Here is a 16,682-nt window from a genome sequence, read left to right as displayed (position 1 = left end):
CAGATAACGTTTCCGTAATGGGAACTAGAAAACTCAAAGCAAGCAGCTTCATCCTATAACAGTATTGTGACACGAATTTTACTAGTAGGAAATTTAGATCATCCTAGGAATAAGGTTGCCTATTAATAAAGAAGCTATTAAAATAGTTTAAGGAATGCTACCTTCCATGTAGACGTAATAAAAACTTCTATTGCAACTCCTATAGATTGATTGAAGGACATCCTTGCTGTATGTAACTTAATGAATGGAATAATGTTTTTTTGTGCAATTGATTTGTTTAGGTTATCGCACAATTCTTCAATAAACCACTTACTTCAATGAGTAAGGCCATTTCGAGTGGAATTTTAATGAAGAGGTGAGACAGATGAGAAAGAATTTAGTTGGAATTATCGCATTAGTTGCTGTCATATCCACTTTTATGTTAGCAGGTTGTCATTCATCCAGATCGGGTCCGTCTAATGTTGGGAATAGCGTGGTCAGCGAAAACAAGAAGGATGAGCTAGTGTTGGCTTTTGGATCCGAGCCAGAAACAGGCTTTGATCCAACAACAGGATGGGGTCGTTATGGTTCACCACTGTTCCAAAGCACTCTATTTAAAAGAGACAACAAGCTTAACATTGTCAATGATCTTGCAACCAGCTATGAAGTGAACAATGAAGGCACCGTTTGGATAGTTAAAATCCGTGATGATGTGAAATTTTCGGATGGGCAACCATTATCGGCTGCTGATGTTGTCTTTACATTTGAAACCGCAACGAACAATGGGGCAGTTGTAGATCTTAATAGTGTGCGAAAAGTAGAAACTGTGGATAATTACACCGTTAGATTTACATTGAAAGAACCCCAATCCACCTTTATTAACACACTTATCGCAACTGGAATTGTTCCAAAACATGCCTATGATAAAGACTATGCTGAGAATCCTATAGGCTCAGGTCCGTATCAACTCGTGCAATGGGACAAGGGACAACAGCTGATTGTCAAAGCAAATCCACAATATTATGATGAACAATCGTATTTCACCAAGATAACTTTTCTATTCTTAAATGAGGACGCTTCATTTGCGGCGGCAAAAGCAGGAATAGTTGATCTTGCCTATATACCAGCTGCATTTAGTAACAAGAAAGTATCGGGTATGCGATTAGAATCTATTCAAACGGTGGACAATAGAGGAATCGTTTTTCCATTTGTGAAATCAGGCAATGTTAGGGCAGATGGTGCACCCATTGGTAACGATGTAACCGCAGATCCAGCCATTCGTCACGCTATCAATATGGCGGTAGACCGGAAAGCTCTTGTCGATGGTGTATTAGAGGGACAGGGAACGCCGGCCTATACTTCTGTAGATGGTCTTCCTTGGTGGAATCCAGAAACCGTTATTAAAGATTCTGATCTAGATGGTGCTAAGAAACTGCTAGCAGAAGCTGGCTGGAAGGATACCGATGGCGATGGAATCGTTGAGAAAGATTCATTGAAAGCAGAATTCACCCTATATTACTTAGCGAGCGATACAATAAGACAGTCTCTCGCAATTACTGTTGCTGATATGATGAAACCTTTAGGTATAAATATCCGCTTAGAAGGTGGGAGTTGGGATATCATATCTAAACAAATGTATTCAAACGCCGTCCTTTTAGGCTGGGGAAGTCATGATCCTCATGAAATGTATAACATCTATAGTAGTGAAGCGGCTGGGAAAGATTATTACAACACTGGTTATTATTTAAATAAGACGGTGGATGAATATTTTGAAAAGGCTCTTCACGCTACTACTGAAGCAGAAGCGATTGAGTTTTGGAAAAAAGCTCAGTGGGATGGGACTACCGGTCTCAGTGCGAAAGGCGATGCTGCCTGGGCTTGGTTAGTCAATATTAATCATTTGTATCTCGTGAAAGATGGACTTGATATCGGAGAGCAAAGAATCCATGTTCATGGGCATGGTTGGCCGGCAACAGATAATATCGTGGAATGGAAATGGGCGAATTAAGGGTGCGTAAAAATATTGATAACAAACTGGGATTATTTATATTGCGAAAAGGATTTCGGATGGCTACTTTATTAGTAGCCATCTGTTTCATATCCTTTTTGCTAGTGAAAAACTCTCCGATCGATCCGATCCAAGCCTATATTGGTGCGGATATGTTGAAGGTAGGTCCTGAGCAACGAGCCCAAATCGCTGAATATTGGGGAGTAGACCAGCCCATCATGGTGCAGTTCTTCCATTGGGGTTCTGCTGTCCTGTCCGGTGATTTGGGAACCTCTATGATCTTTCGCCGCCCGGTCATTGATGTTATTGGTGAACGGTTCTTAAATTCACTAGTACTTATGCTCGCGGCTTGGATATTATCAGGTGTGATCGGGTTTGTGATTGGTGTTGTAGCAGCGATGAAAAAAGGAACCTGGATGGATCGATTAATCCAATGGTACTGCTTCACCTTAGCTTCCACACCTACCTTTTGGATGGGGCTCCTTATTCTTATTCTCTTTGCGGTATCGCTAGGCTGGTTCCCTATTGGAATGGGGGTTCCTGCCGGGGTGCTAGCGGAAAATGTTACGCTGATGGACCGAATTCATCATCTTGTTCTGCCTGTCCTGACACTTAGTATTGTTGGTGTTGCCAATGTGGCTCTCCATACAAGGCAAAAGCTGATTGACGTTCTTGCTAGTGACTATGTTTTATTCGCTAGAGCAAGAGGGGAGCATGGATTGGTGTTGTTTTGGCGACATGGATTGCGCAATGTTGCTTTGCCAGCAATTACGCTACAATTTGCAGCTTTCAGTGAATTATTTGGCGGAGCAGTATTAGCAGAGCAAGTGTTTTCTTACCCTGGACTTGGACAGGCGACGGTTGAAGCAGGATTAAGAGGGGATGTTCCTCTATTATTAGGAATCGTAATCTTTAGTACTTTGTTTGTTTTTGTAGGGAATTTACTCGCTGATATAAGCTATCATATACTTGATCCGAGAACGAGAGAGGGGAGAAAGGTATGATTGCAAGCCAGAAAAAAAATCCTCTGAATCACAAGCAATGGGCACTTATGAAATTGCTAATCTGCGTTGTTGTCATCATTATTGTTATATTAGCTGGGTTATTTCTTGATGAGGAGAACATAGTAACGAACCTTACTGATCGGAATGCTCCACCTTCCCTAGACCATCTCTTTGGTACGGATTGGTTAGGCCGAGATATGTTCACACGTACGGTAATGGGGCTCACTTTAAGTATAGGAGTCGGGTTAATTGGAGCTATAGGAAGTGCGTCCATTGCTCTGTTCCTCGGGATGGCAGCTGCAACAATGGGAAAAAGGGCGGATCGTCTTATATCATGGCTTATTGATCTGTTTCTGAGCGTCCCACATCTAGTGACTCTGATTTTGATCGCTTTTACTTTAGGTGGAGGATTTAAAGGGATCGTTGTAGGAGTAACGTTAACCCACTGGCCAAGTCTTGCCAGAGTCATTCGGGCAGAGGTGATGCAAATCCGATCTGCTGAATTTGTTCAGGTTTCTCAGCGGCTGGGGAAGCCCGGATGGTGGATCGCTGTACATCATATCCTTCCACATATTATCCCGCAATTTCTAATTGGTTTTATGTTGCTATTTCCCCATGTTATTTTGCATGAGGCGGCAGTTACATTTATAGGACTGGGTCTATCTCCACATGAGCCCGCAATCGGAATCATTCTATCCGAATCAATGAAATACTTATCTTCTGGTATGTGGTGGCTCGCCTTCTTTCCAGGACTTTGTTTGCTAATTATCGTGAGAATGTTTGATCAGATTGGAGACAATCTCAGATTACTTACAGAGGCTAATGGGAATCGCCATTAAGATGATATACTGCGTTCAATAGGAAGAGGAGTTAACGAATGTCTATTCTTGAAGTCGAAAATTTATCAATCTCTTTTAATCAATATGCAGTCGGACTTAAACAGATCAATCATAACGTAATATCTAGTTTAAATGTATCCCTTGAAGCAGGTGAGATTGTTGCTGTTGTCGGTGCAAGTGGATCGGGAAAAAGTCTACTCGCGCATGCAATTTTAGGAATACTCCCAAGCAATGCAAGAATAAGTGGTGTGATTACATTTGAGGGGGAAGAGCTTACTTCTGCTCGCCAAAAAGCAGTTAGAGGGAAGGAAATTACACTTGTCCCTCAATCCGTAAACTTTCTTGATCCACTGATGCGCGTTGGTAGTCAAGTCCGTACGTCTGTGAAAAAAGGGGATGCTGTGGAAGCGCAACGAGCGGTTTTCAAACGCTTCCACCTTGAACGAGTGGTTGAACGCATGTATCCCTTTCAACTTTCTGGAGGCATGGCAAGAAGGGCACTACTATCGACGGCAATGGTGAGTGGAGCAAAGGTTATTATTGCGGATGAGCCGACGCCAGGACTTGATCCAGTTGTTATCAAGGAAGCGCTAGATCATTTTAGAGAGTTCGCCAATCAAGGTTGTGCAGTGATGTTAATTACGCATGATATTGAAGCGGCGCTGCAAATTGCCGATAAAATTGCCGTGTTTTATGCAGGAACGACAGTCGAAATCGCGAGAGTGGGGGATTTTGCAGGGCAGGGTGAGGCGCTAAGGCATCCTTATACTAAGGCTTTGTGGAGAGCGTTACCGCAAAATGATTTTATGCCTATTCCAGGTTCTCAGCCTCATCCGAGCTCATTGCCACCTGGTTGCTTGTTCGCCCCACGTTGTGGTATGGCGACATCTGAATGCCTTCAAGATCAGCCTGAAATGCGTAATCTTAGGGATGGAATAGTGAGGTGTATACATGCAACTTGATGCAAACAATATCGGATTTCACTATGAGAATGGACCATGGTTGTTTCGAGGAGTCAACATATCGATAGAGCCAGGGGAAGTTGTAGGTATTACCGGTCCAAGTGGACGCGGGAAAACAACCCTTTGCCGAATACTAGCTAGTTATGAGACACCTATTGAAGGAACTGTAACTTTTGATGATGTGCCCTTATCTAAGAAAGGGTATCATCCTGTTCAAATGGTGCTTCAGCATCCGGAAAAAGCGATTAATCCCAGGTGGAAGATGCATAAGATTCTTAATGAAGGATACCATCCTGATGATGAATTACTAGAATTACTAGGAATTGAATCGGAGTGGTTAACACGTTGGCCCCATGAGCTATCTGGGGGAGAGCTGCAACGAATTTGTGTTGCCCGAGCATTGGGTCCGCATACTCGATTTCTAATTGCAGATGAGATGACAACGATGCTTGATGCGATTACACAAGCTCAAATCTGGCATGCTGTCATGGAGATTGCCAAGAAGCGAGAGATGGGAATCATCGTTATTTCCCATGAATCGAAGCTCATGCAAAGACTTTGCGATCGTGTTATTGAATTGTAATATGTTGAAAGCAATTCGAATATGCAACATTAATTGACCATTCATCGTACTAATAAGTAGAAGATCATATCCATACTTCACCAAATTTGTTTATTCCTCGCACCATGAACTGCACCAGTTAGAAATCCAACTAAGAACATCATTGTAAATAACACAAAACTAGGAAGGAAGATGCAATTGATTTACTTTGAAAAATCTAGACGTTTTGCAAAATGGCTAATTGCAATCAGTGTATTCTCATTCATTCTTTTTCTTATTTTCTTTAGTGTTAGCAATGCTAAGGAATTATTACGTGATAATATAATGAACGATACACTAGGAATACTTTTGACATTATCTTTTTTATTAACTGCTATATTTTGTTTGTTGTTAGGGATATCATTATTTATCATATCATCAGATGCAAAAGACGAAATAACGGTGATGGAAAATCGTATAAAAGAGCAAATGAAGTTGTCGTAGTAAGGAGGTGAAGCGTATCTTCATCTGAATGGAGTCTCTAATTTCTCCTCAATGCTTGCTAAGAAAAGAGGGGAATAGAGATTATCAGAATTACTCTAGCGTATTCATAGGAATAGGTCGCATTGCATACTGGGCTAGACTAAAATACAAAGTGATTGAAGGGGATTTGATTGAATAGCCAATATAAACCACTTATAAGAATACCTTCTATTCAAGAATATAAAAACATTTGTACTGCAGTTGGCTGGAAGGACTTTATGAATTTCGAAGTAGCAGAAGAGTCACTAAACAAATCATTATTTGGTGTAGTTATCCAATATGAAGATGAAATAGTAGGTATGGGAAGAGTAATTGGAGATGGTTATATTTATTTTTATATTCAAGATATTGCTGTCATTCCGGCGCATCAAAATAAGGGTATAGGTAAGCTTATAATGACAACGGTTACAGAGTATCTAAAGGTTAATGCGCCTGAAAAATCCTTTATTGGAATGTTTGCATCCCATGGAAAAGAATCATTTTACAAAAAATACGGTTTTAATGAGCACGAGGGAATGACTGGAATATTTGGGGTATTAAATAAGGGTGAAATAAAGTGAATTGGTTACTAACCCAAACTTCCGTCGCATAAAATAAGGTTTACGATTAAGGAGATGTGAATTAAAAATGATAATGGGAAATAGTATGGACACTCAATTCTATTTAGATAAATTCGTTGCACTCATAAAGAGAGAGCTCACTGAAAATGTGTTAGCAATTTATTTACATGGCTCGCTTGCTATGGGTTGCTTTAATCCGAAAAATAGCGATATAGATTTCATAGTTGTGATCAGCAAAAGGTTGGAAAGAGAGGTCGCAAGAAGGATTACGGACGCTACTTTAGAATTGCATGATGAACTCCCGAATAAAAATGGATTTGAATTTAGCATAGTGTTGAAAGAACACTTGGATCCTTTTATATATCCAACCCCTATTGAGTTTCATTACTCGCCATTACATAGAGAACGGTATCAGACTGATGAAAATTATCTTTGTGGTGGATATGAGGATGAAGATTTTGCATCACAATTCGTAGTTGCCTATTATCGAGGAAAGTTGTTGTATGGTAAATCGTTGAAAGATATTTGTAAACCAATAGATCGTAAGTATTTTGTGGCATCTATTTATTCCGACGTTAAAGATAGTAAGGAGAATATCGTTAATAATCCTGTATATGTTGTATTGAATCTTTGCAGAGTCATATATTACTTACAAGAAGAAATATTATCTTCCAAGAAAGAAGGAGGAGAATGGGGACTACAGAGTTTACCACAAGATTTTCATCCTATTATACGGGAGTGCTTAGATAGATATAGTGGAGTAGATGAAGAAATAGAGTTGGATAGTCAACAACTTATGCATTTTTCTGACACTATGTTAACTGAAATAAAGCGTATGATTGAAATATTACAACGTTAGGTGAAAGGAGAGAACGAAATGAATGAGCAAGGTCAACAAAATAAAAAGGCCTGGGAATATCGTGCTTATGAATTTTGGCATAAAAGAGATGGATCACCTATGGAAAAAGCAAATCAAATATTGGTGGACCCCATTGGATGTCTAAAAAAACACAAACATTTTTTTGAGCATGTTAAAGGAAAAAAAATTGCCAATCTTTGCGGATCAAATGGCAGAAAAGCTGTTCCATTAGCTTTGTTGGGGGCAGAAGTTACTGTATTCGATATCTCTGAAGAAAATAGAAAATATGCTTTAGAATTAGCTGAATGCGCTCAAACTGCCATAGATTATATCGTTACCGATATTTATGACATTGATATGAAGAAATATAAAGGCCACTTTGATATTTTGTATTTGGAAGGAGGAATATTACATTATTTTGGTGATATCGAAAAGTTGATGTCTATTCTTTATGGTCTATTGAATAATAATGGAATCATGATTCTAAGTGACTTTCATCCGTTAAGAAAATGTATCATTAACCAAGGGAATGTTGGTTATTTTGATACGGATATAAAAAGCGGAGATGTGGCATACAAGAGTTTCTTTAATGAACAGGAACAGTTAGATTTTCCTGATGTCTCAGTTAGATCCTATACATTAAGCGAGATAATAAATTCAGTACTTTCAGTAGGTTTTCAATTGAAGAAGTTTGATGAACATCGTGGATGGAATAATGAAAATATCCCTTGGGAATTTACTATACTTGCAGAAAAATAGACTTTGATGAAGGAATATATAAAGGGGACTTTCATAACAAAGGAGATACGCAATGAAATATTCAATGTTATTCATACTGTTATTTGTGATTATTGGATGTTCCAACGATCCGAGTTCAAATGAATTTGTTGATGTAATCGAGGTTGCCGATGAGACAAATGAAATTTCTTTGAATGCAGATCAAATTGATCAAGACGAAGATCAATTTGAAGTAGTAACAGAAGACATAACATTTGAAGATTTCAATATCCTATCAGGGCTTATACTACAAAGGGAACTTAGTCATATTGACACAAATGCAACATATTTTCTTTATGAATTTGAATTGAGTAACTCAATACTCGAGGCAGATAATTGGATAAGAAGCGAATCGCAACGACTTGGAGGAAAGATTACTGAACGTAATTCATACGATATTGAATCAGATTCTGAATTGGATTTGATCATTGAGCTACCTTCCAAGGTTGGTACAAGAATTATAAGTACATATTTACAAAAGTATTTAGATAAACAATATCTCATCATCGAGGAAACTTTATTAGCGGAGTCGCAGAACATAGATGAAAATTAAGAGGATCATGCTTTAGTAATTTTCATTCCTCAGGATGATGGCACGACAAAAGAGACTTTTAAAGGAATGTATCCTCATCAACATACCGACATTTTTTCTTATTATTTCTACACAAATGTTTTTTTCGAAGAACTGCTAGAGACAGGTAATAGTAAATTTGAGATACCTCAGTATGAATTGAGTTATCTCATCGGATATTTTGATAAGGAAGGAAATGAATTTGACCCATATAACATAACAGAAGAAAATTTGAATGAACTGACTTTCGGGATCCAAATAATAGATGACTTTCTACCGAAAGAAAAAAACGAAAGTGAGAGACTACTATTTCACTGGGCAAAGACACTTTTATTAGGAGATAAGGCTTATTCAACAGTTTATAATGGAACAGAACAGGTTGTTTTTCTGAAAAATGGCGATGTGTTTAAAGCATTCTCCCTGCAAGAGTTAGCTGGAGAAAGCTTCGTGGAGAATTGATTTTTCGAGTATGGCTAAAATAGCATCTGATGTTTTACGGAACCAGATCTGCAAGATATATTGAAAGAAGGGTTAATCAATGAAGGTCTGTATAGAAGGACCAAGTGCAGTTGGAAAAACAACATTGTGTAATTTAATAGAAAGTGAAGAACAAGCTACTATAATAGAAGAAACCATCGTACTTCCTATCAAAGGATTGAGTCCATATGAAGAAGCGCAATTTTATTTAAGTAAAGAACTTGAAAGATGGAAAAGTACTGAGGAACACAGAAACAATTTTTCACTATCTCTTCTAGATACTGATGTTTTTAAGCCTCTTTGGTTTAACTGGTCATTAGGTTATAAAAACTGTCTGAGTAAAGGCAAATTAAGACATATTTATGAGGAAGCAATTTCAAATAAAGAAGTTGGAATTTGTGATCTATATGTAATCTTATCAATTAATCAAAATGAATTATTACGTAGAAAGAATCAAGATGAACTAAGAAAACGTGATGAGTTTAACTGGGTATCTAAAGCTAATATATTTCGGGAAAGGTACTATAAGAAACTTAAAGAATTTATTCCAGATCGAGTTATATTTATTGAAAATAATAATGTTATTGAAACTAAAAATATAGTAATGAAGGAAATAGATAAAGATAGAAAAAGCGTAAATGAAGAAGAAGTATTTTTAGCAATCAATGATTGGCTAGAACAACAAGTAATATAAAAAATCATATTATGGGATGACAATCATACTAATACTAAAAACAGAATATAAGATTATAATTTTATTGAAAGTGGGTTGTTTAAATGACCAGTTTTATTATCAAACAAGCAACTATTGAAGATTTGAATGAGCTAGCTACTTTGTTTAATGCTTATCGCATATTTTATGGCCAAGAATCTGATCTTGAAGGGGCTAAGCAGTTTTTATTTGATCGTTTCGAACACCGTGAATCAATCATATTTGTAGTACTTGATAAGAATCAATTCGTCGGTTTTACTCAACTCTATCCTTCGTTTTCTTCAATATCGATGAAACGTTCATGGTTATTGAATGATTTATTCGTATTGGAAGGAAACAGAGGTAATGGAATAGCAAGATTACTGTTGCAGGCTGCACAGCAGTATGCTAAACATACGAAAGCTAAAGGGATCTCATTATCAACCTCAATAAGTAATGAAAAAGCTCAAAGGCTATATGAACGATATGGATTCGAGAAAGATAATGAGTTTTTTCATTACTATTTGAATAGTTGAGAGAATAAGATCATTTAGGAAGCAGGCAGGTGAGTTATGGTATTTATAGTGATAATTCTAAATATAACGGTGCTTCTTACTATTCAAGCTATAAAAAAGGAGAGAAAGATTAATCCGTGGATTGCTAAATTCCTCAAATATACCGTAAGAGTAGTGACCCCATTCATCATTATTTTCCCTACTTATAATTTGATTGTTAATGGGAATCAATACAATTTCCAAGAAATAATGATGAGAGCTGCATGTATCCTTTTTGCTATGATTTTTACGATTTTGTGTGGTAAGTTATTACATAGAATAGAGGAACAAGAAGGATTTAATAAAGACAGCAGTCACGAAGATGGTGAAAGCAACAACTAATGTTGTAAGGGATTACTTGCACAAATTATTGTTGTTTATATGAGGAGGCAAAACATGAAGTTTCCAGTACTTGAATCGGATAGATTAATTCTTAGACAATTGACTCAAAAAGATGCACCTGATTTGTTTGAATACTTAATAATAGATGAAGTAACTCAGTTTTATGACATCGATAACTTGACTGAAATTGAAGAAGCAGAAACAATAATTAAGTATTGGAATGATAAATTCCATACTCTTGAAATTGTTAGATGGGGAATAACATTAAAGAATGAAGATCGTATTATCGGAACATGTGGATTTCATAAATGGATCAAGAATCATCACAAAGTAGAGATTGGATGCGAATTAACTCCAAAACACTGGAAGCAAGGATATATGACTGAAGCATTATTACTAATTATAAACTATGGATTTAAAGTACTTGAATTAAATCGAATGGAGGCATTACATCACTCAGAGAATGACAATTCAAGAAGAATATTAGATAAACTTCAGTTCAAAGAAGAAGGTACCTTATATGAATACTTTTATAAAAATCATAAGTATATTGATGTAGTAATACATTCTTTATTGAAGAAAAACTGGAATGGTCAGATCTAATAAAAGTAAATATACTGGAAAAGATCAGGTTGTTTGATATAATTAATGTTAGAAGAACACTCCCAATACCCCTCACCATTTTACTCCGTCGATTTCTTTACTGACGAACATCATGATATGCACAATTCAAAGCCCTAACTCCTAGAACATTATACATAACCAAACCTTCTTAGTAACATCCATTACAACATCTTAGTGAACTGCGAGAAGTAATTTATTTATTGGCTGAAAAACTAGACAACAATGATTTAGTCGTTGATATATATGATATGTATCATTTAATTGAGCATACAGGATATCATGTCGAGCGCTTAATAATGATAGTTCGCAAACAATAGATGAGATGTGACAGATTTGCTCAAATACATGGTTTGTAAGGATCGTGAATACATAGATACTACCTTTATTAAATGATACTAGAAATATAACCTTCTCACCAATAGAAAAGAAATCAATAATCTTACTTATGAGACTGGTGGTTGATCCTATAAATGTTAGATTTAATGATTATTTAATTAGTTCGGACAAGACATTATTAAATAAAAAAAGTATATATAAATTTTTAGCAGCATCGTATTGGGCTAGTCAAAGATCAGTTGAAACGATTAATAAATCTATTGAAACGATTACCCAAAGTGAAGAGTACCAAGATTTACTAGGAGTATTAGGAACAGCAGATGCCCATGGACTGTATGAACAATATGGATTTAATAAGAATGCTGATAGATTTATGGTAAGAAGACCTCAATAAGTAGTATAGCTTAGCAGTAAGGCAGATAGATGAGAATTAAAGGAGAATTGAACATATGAAAGTTGCTTATCTTGGACCAAATGGTACGTTTTCCGAAGAAGCTGCAAAACAATATTTTTCAGAAGACAACGTGGAATTCCTTTTACTTAACACCATCCCCGATGTAATCGAAGCAGTTGGAGAAAGTAAAGTAGATAAAGCGATAGTTCCTTTAGAAAACACAATTGAAGGTACAATAAACATGACAATTGATTCAATAATGAATCATGAAAATGTTTTTATTGAAGGAGAATTATTATTACCAGTTTCATTGCATCTACTCGCTAATAAGGAATTTAACAGAAATGACATTAAAGAAGTATGGTCGATTTCACCGATTCTAACTCAATGTAGGACATACTTGAGAAATCTAGATGTTAAGAGCTTGCAGTATGATAGTTCTGCTTCTGCAGCAACATCATTAAGACAAAGTGAAAGAGAAGACGTGGCAGTTATTGGATCGCAGTCACTTGCAAAACTATTAAACCTCACTTTAATAGATCAGAATATTCAAGATAATCCAGACAATGAAACACGTTTCGTAATTATTAGTAGCGATAGACAATTAAAAAAGGATTCTAAGAAAACTCTGCTTGCCATTACTCCTAACCAAGATCAACCAGGAGTTTTATCAGCAATATTGAACATATTCACAGCACTCAGTATTAATCTGTCATGGATAGAATCAAGACCAACGACAAAGAAAATTGGTGTTTATAGATTTTTTCTAGAATCAAATAACAATTGCAGTGAACTACTGATAAATAAAGCGATTAACATATTGAATACGTTAGGTCACGAAGTAAGGATTATTGGAAGATATAATACTTATAAAAGTGAAATAATGTAAAAACGGAACACAGATGGAGTGAATTATATATCCAGTTTAAGTATTAAATTAATCCCAATAACCGATGAAAATAGAACCGAATGCATTGAACTTAAACCACATAAATTTCAGGAGAGATTCGTTGCTTCTAATATTGATTCATTAAAAAAAGCACTAGAAGAACCAACTTCAAAGCCTTATGGCATTTATAACAATAAAGTAATGGTTGGATTTACGTTGTTCGATCAAGAACCATATCCAGATGACGGTTACTTTTGGATTGTAAGATTTATGGTAGATATAAGGTTTCAACAAAAAGGATACGGAAGAGCAGCGTTAGGGGAAATCATCAATACAATAAAGAGCAATCAAAGCGACTCTAAGATTAGAATATCTCATGTCCCAAACAATATAGTTGTTAATAAATTATATAAAGAATTTGGATTTTGTTGAAACTGGTGAAATAATTAATGGAGAGATTGTGCTAGACCTGATAAATAAATAATAAGCAGGGCTGATTTTTTAGCCAAAAATATATTATGAGAAGGGATGATAATTATGGAGCTACTTGAAGCAAAGAACATTGTCACTTTATTATCTAATGGAGTTGATCCATTAACAGGAGAAGTATACGAACAAGATAGTCCATTTCAACAAGCAACTGTAGTGAGAGCATTACATATCGCGTTACAAGGAATTGAAAGATTAGAGAAAAGAAAGACTAGAGAGCAGAAGTTACCCAATAAAGCAGGGAAATCATGGACTGAGGAAGAAGACACAGAAGTAATAAAGAGCTTTGAGGCTGGTGAATCTATTAAAGAAATAGCAACAAGATATGAAAGAACAACAGGCGCAATAAGATCAAGATTAATTAAATTAGGGGCAATAAAACTTACATCATAACGATCTAATTCTACTAGGACTTACTTGTTCGATGGGAGACACTTGAGGACCATGAGATAGGATTCAGAGGGTCAGAACAATATCAACAATGGAAAGCTTTATTGCATCATTACTATAGTCCGTTCCCTGTTGTAGAGCACTACAGAGAGATATCACTGAATGATTAGAATTTGAGAATAAGCAGCTACATTATAAGGAGATGCTCAATGGATACTTTATTGATGGAACAAATGAATTTTTTAATAGAAATAGATAAACTCAAAACAATCGAGAGAAAGACGAAGATCATGCATGGTTCAAGATTAGAGAATGACGCAGAACATTCTTGGCATCTTGCAATGATGGCGTTAATTCTTCAGAACAATTCCAATAACAAAGTTAATTTACTTAAAGTTATTAAAATGATCTTAGTACATGATTTGGTAGAAATAGATGCAGGTGATACCTTTGCGTACGATAGCACTGGTCAAGTAGATAAGTATGACCGAGAAGTCCAAGCAGCAAAGAGATTATTTGGTATGTTACCAAGTGAACAAGAGAAAGAACTAATGGATTTATGGATTGAATTTGAGAATAAGGAGACAGATGAAGCAAAATTTGCTTCATCACTTGATCGCTTACAACCACTCATACACAATCATAATAATCAAGGTGACACTTGGCAGAAATACAATATAACTAGTGAACAGGTTTTTAATCGCAATAAAGAGATTGCTAATGGCTCAAATGTGTTATGGGAATATGCCCGATCGATTATTAATAATTCGGTGGAGCAAGGAATTCTATCGAAATAATTATAAAAAGGGAGAATTTATTAAAATGGACAAAACGATAAATGAAAGTTTAATAGAGGCAGATATCGTTACGTTGCAGGCAGCGATGGAATCAGGCGCATTATCATCGGAAGCTTGCGTTCGTTGGTATTTGGACCGCATCGAACTACTCAACCCGAAGCTAAAAGCAGTGTTGGAAGTCAACCCGGATGCGATTAAGATTGCAGAGGCCCTTGATACGGAACGACGGGAACGTGGATCTCGTGGACCACTTCACGGCATACCGATCTTGCTCAAGGACAATATTGATACAGGTGACCGCATGCATACTAGTGCCGGCTCAATTGCTCTTGCGGAACATTTTGCATCGACAGATTCAGCCGTGACCGCGCAATTAAGGGCTGCGGGAACTGTATTCCTCGGTAAAGCAAACATGACGGAATGGGCGAACTTCATGTCGGGCTCGATGTGGGCGGGCTATAGCTCTAGGGGCGGCCTGACGCTTAATCCATACGGTCCCGGCGAGTTGTTCGTGGGCGGGTCAAGTTCGGGCTCTGGGGTTGCGGTTGCCGCGAATCTGTGTACCGCCGCCATTGGTACAGAAACTTCAGGTTCGATCATCAGCCCCTCCTCACAAAACGGCCTCGTTGGCCTAAAGCCGACTATAGGGCTCGTTAGTCGCACAGGTATAATCCCAATTACACATAGCCAAGATTCAGCTGGTCCGATGACACGCACGGTGAGAGACGCCGCGATCTTGCTCGGAGCCATAACGGCAGAGGATCCAGAAGATGTGATCATGCAAGATAATAGGCGAATAGCTTATAAGGATTATACTTCATTCTTGGACGCGAACGGCTTGCAAGGCGCGAGAATTGGCGTTCCGCGGCATTATTATCGAGAACTGGACGAAACTCGGGCGATTATTATCGAGCGGGCGATCAACTTGTGCAAGAAACATGGGGCGATCATTATCGACCCGGTATCATTACCTTGCGAGAGTTCGAAGTGGGATTGGGAAGTGATGCGGTTTGAATTCAAAAAAGGGCTTAACGATTATCTCGCCAAAGCAGGTCCAGGAGCTTCTGTTCGGACGTTAGATGAACTCATCGCTTATAACGAAGCGAATCGTGACGTCGCTTTGAAATATGGGCAGGATACGCTGATCTGGTCGAATGGAACAAGCGGCACATTATCTGAACCCGAGTACGTCGAAAGTTTACGCCTTAACCGTGAGGTATCTCGGGATCAAGGCATCGACCACGCGATCCAGGAGTATCGACTAGACGCGCTGCTGTTCCTTGGCAATGAGGAAGGGCTCGATTTGTCCGCGCGTGCGGGATACCCTGCCATTACCGTACCGGGCGGGTACGCGGAGACAGGCATTATTGCTGAAGGCGGCTATACGACCAAAGGACCACAGGGAATCACTTTCGTAGGAACTGCCTACAGCGAGCCCTTGCTTTTCAGACTAGCTTACGCCTACGAACAAGCGAGCAAATACCGGTTTGCACCTACCGATCCGGTCTAATCTCGGATTCCGTCCTTTGGACTTGCATCTATAATTCCTTTATTAAACGGAGAACGATAATTTGAAAAGGTGCGATTACCATTTTAGAGCGCATGCTAAATATATTTGTACCAGTTAACCTCTGAGTCTAATATGAAGCATTACGCCTTCTATAAAATTAGACCGGGAAAAATAAAGTGTTCGACAGTTGACCCTTGGTTAAGCTAACGGGCAGATTAGTTGAGAACCATAATCTGTTTGAAAATTTCACAGAAAAATTTACAGCATTGTTATCGTTATGATGACGTGACACTATAGAAATATAAAGATAAGACAAGAGAGGTTACTCAATACCAAGAGAGGGGCTAATAATTGAAGAAATATGTTAACGCAAAACAAGTCCTACCTAATTTACTAATTGAAGAAATCCAAAAGTACATTCAGGGATCGTATATTTATATTCCTAAGACTGAGCGGGTGGCTTGGGGAGCTAGTACAGGGATTCGAGATGAACTTAACCAAAGAAATGAACAAATAAGAAAACTATATAAAAACGGGTTTGAGGTA

At 37.6% G+C, this 16,682-nt stretch carries 22 protein-coding genes and 1 pseudogene; all 23 read left to right on the top strand.

The window, feature by feature from the left end:
- The first annotated feature begins 364 nt into the window (after positions 1-364).
- The gene (locus tag AC1TO5_RS19515; protein WP_482064516.1) at positions 365-1,987 is read left to right on the top strand and encodes an ABC transporter substrate-binding protein; all 1,623 of its coding nucleotides are present in this window, start codon (positions 365-367) and stop codon (positions 1,985-1,987) included.
- Positions 1,975-2,991: an ABC transporter permease gene (locus tag AC1TO5_RS19510; RefSeq protein ID WP_482064515.1), complete on the top strand. Its 1,017-nt coding sequence runs from the start codon at positions 1,975-1,977 to the stop codon at positions 2,989-2,991. Before AC1TO5_RS19515 ends, AC1TO5_RS19510 begins: the two co-directional genes overlap by 13 nt.
- Positions 2,988-3,830 carry an ABC transporter permease gene (locus AC1TO5_RS19505; protein WP_482064514.1) on the top strand — a complete coding sequence of 281 codons (843 nt, stop codon included), beginning with the start codon at positions 2,988-2,990 and terminating at the stop codon, positions 3,828-3,830. The genes AC1TO5_RS19510 and AC1TO5_RS19505 overlap by 4 nt, the downstream gene beginning before the upstream one ends.
- A 38-nt stretch (positions 3,831-3,868) precedes the next feature.
- On the top strand, positions 3,869-4,792 hold the full coding sequence (locus AC1TO5_RS19500) for an ABC transporter ATP-binding protein (protein WP_482064513.1): 924 nt from the start codon (positions 3,869-3,871) through the stop codon (positions 4,790-4,792).
- Positions 4,782-5,375: an ABC transporter ATP-binding protein gene (locus tag AC1TO5_RS19495; protein ID WP_482064512.1), complete on the top strand. Its 594-nt coding sequence runs from the start codon at positions 4,782-4,784 to the stop codon at positions 5,373-5,375. Before AC1TO5_RS19500 ends, AC1TO5_RS19495 begins: the two co-directional genes overlap by 11 nt.
- A 171-nt stretch (positions 5,376-5,546) precedes the next feature.
- The gene (locus tag AC1TO5_RS19490; protein ID WP_482064511.1) at positions 5,547-5,837 is read left to right on the top strand and encodes a hypothetical protein; all 291 of its coding nucleotides are present in this window, start codon (positions 5,547-5,549) and stop codon (positions 5,835-5,837) included.
- Positions 5,838-6,007: 170 nt separating this feature from the next.
- Complete coding sequence (locus AC1TO5_RS19485) at positions 6,008-6,436, top strand: GNAT family N-acetyltransferase (protein WP_482064510.1); 429 nt, start codon at positions 6,008-6,010, stop codon at positions 6,434-6,436.
- 67 nt (positions 6,437-6,503) lie between these two features.
- The gene (locus AC1TO5_RS19480) at positions 6,504-7,295 is read left to right on the top strand and encodes an aminoglycoside adenylyltransferase domain-containing protein (protein ID WP_482064509.1); all 792 of its coding nucleotides are present in this window, start codon (positions 6,504-6,506) and stop codon (positions 7,293-7,295) included.
- A gap of 18 nt (positions 7,296-7,313) precedes the next feature.
- Positions 7,314-8,054, top strand: a complete 741-nt coding sequence (locus tag AC1TO5_RS19475) for a class I SAM-dependent methyltransferase (protein ID WP_482064508.1) — start codon at positions 7,314-7,316, stop codon at positions 8,052-8,054.
- 52 nt (positions 8,055-8,106) lie between these two features.
- Positions 8,107-8,625: a hypothetical protein gene (locus tag AC1TO5_RS19470; RefSeq protein ID WP_482064507.1), complete on the top strand. Its 519-nt coding sequence runs from the start codon at positions 8,107-8,109 to the stop codon at positions 8,623-8,625.
- A gap of 66 nt (positions 8,626-8,691) precedes the next feature.
- A complete protein-coding gene (locus AC1TO5_RS19465) occupies positions 8,692-9,102 on the top strand; it encodes a hypothetical protein (protein ID WP_482064506.1) in 411 nt (136 codons plus the stop codon).
- Positions 9,103-9,181: 79 nt separating this feature from the next.
- The gene (locus AC1TO5_RS19460) at positions 9,182-9,814 is read left to right on the top strand and encodes a hypothetical protein (RefSeq protein WP_482064505.1); all 633 of its coding nucleotides are present in this window, start codon (positions 9,182-9,184) and stop codon (positions 9,812-9,814) included.
- An 83-nt stretch (positions 9,815-9,897) separates the two neighbouring features.
- Positions 9,898-10,347: an N-acetyltransferase family protein gene (locus AC1TO5_RS19455; RefSeq protein ID WP_482064504.1), complete on the top strand. Its 450-nt coding sequence runs from the start codon at positions 9,898-9,900 to the stop codon at positions 10,345-10,347.
- Positions 10,348-10,383: 36 nt separating this feature from the next.
- On the top strand, positions 10,384-10,707 hold the full coding sequence (locus AC1TO5_RS19450; protein ID WP_482064503.1) for a hypothetical protein: 324 nt from the start codon (positions 10,384-10,386) through the stop codon (positions 10,705-10,707).
- A gap of 54 nt (positions 10,708-10,761) precedes the next feature.
- On the top strand, positions 10,762-11,310 hold the full coding sequence (locus AC1TO5_RS19445; protein ID WP_482064502.1) for a GNAT family N-acetyltransferase: 549 nt from the start codon (positions 10,762-10,764) through the stop codon (positions 11,308-11,310).
- A gap of 475 nt (positions 11,311-11,785) precedes the next feature.
- Positions 11,786-12,061, top strand: a complete 276-nt coding sequence (locus AC1TO5_RS19440; RefSeq protein WP_482064501.1) for a hypothetical protein — start codon at positions 11,786-11,788, stop codon at positions 12,059-12,061.
- Positions 12,062-12,116: 55 nt separating this feature from the next.
- Positions 12,117-12,950 (top strand): prephenate dehydratase, encoded by an 834-nt coding sequence (pheA, locus tag AC1TO5_RS19435; RefSeq protein ID WP_482064500.1) that lies wholly within the window; start codon positions 12,117-12,119, stop codon positions 12,948-12,950.
- An 18-nt stretch (positions 12,951-12,968) separates the two neighbouring features.
- Positions 12,969-13,382: a GNAT family N-acetyltransferase gene (locus AC1TO5_RS19430; protein ID WP_482064499.1), complete on the top strand. Its 414-nt coding sequence runs from the start codon at positions 12,969-12,971 to the stop codon at positions 13,380-13,382.
- A gap of 105 nt (positions 13,383-13,487) precedes the next feature.
- Positions 13,488-13,832 (top strand): hypothetical protein, encoded by a 345-nt coding sequence (locus AC1TO5_RS19425; protein ID WP_482064498.1) that lies wholly within the window; start codon positions 13,488-13,490, stop codon positions 13,830-13,832.
- A 20-nt stretch (positions 13,833-13,852) separates the two neighbouring features.
- Positions 13,853-13,999: pseudogene (locus AC1TO5_RS19420) on the top strand (antibiotic biosynthesis monooxygenase); the annotation flags it as partial.
- A gap of 39 nt (positions 14,000-14,038) precedes the next feature.
- Positions 14,039-14,626: an HD domain-containing protein gene (locus tag AC1TO5_RS19415; protein ID WP_482064497.1), complete on the top strand. Its 588-nt coding sequence runs from the start codon at positions 14,039-14,041 to the stop codon at positions 14,624-14,626.
- Positions 14,627-14,651: 25 nt separating this feature from the next.
- Entirely contained in the window at positions 14,652-16,136 is a 1,485-nt protein-coding gene (locus AC1TO5_RS19410; RefSeq protein WP_482064496.1) for an amidase family protein, read from the top strand.
- Between the two features lie 351 nt (positions 16,137-16,487).
- Positions 16,488-16,682: CD3324 family protein (locus AC1TO5_RS19405; RefSeq protein ID WP_482064495.1), on the top strand; the 195-nt coding region annotated here is incomplete at its 3' end.

The organism is Paenibacillus sp. Y930 (assembly GCF_056786375.1).
Note: the sequence above shows the minus strand (reverse complement) of the source record. Positions and strands in the feature narration are given on the sequence as shown.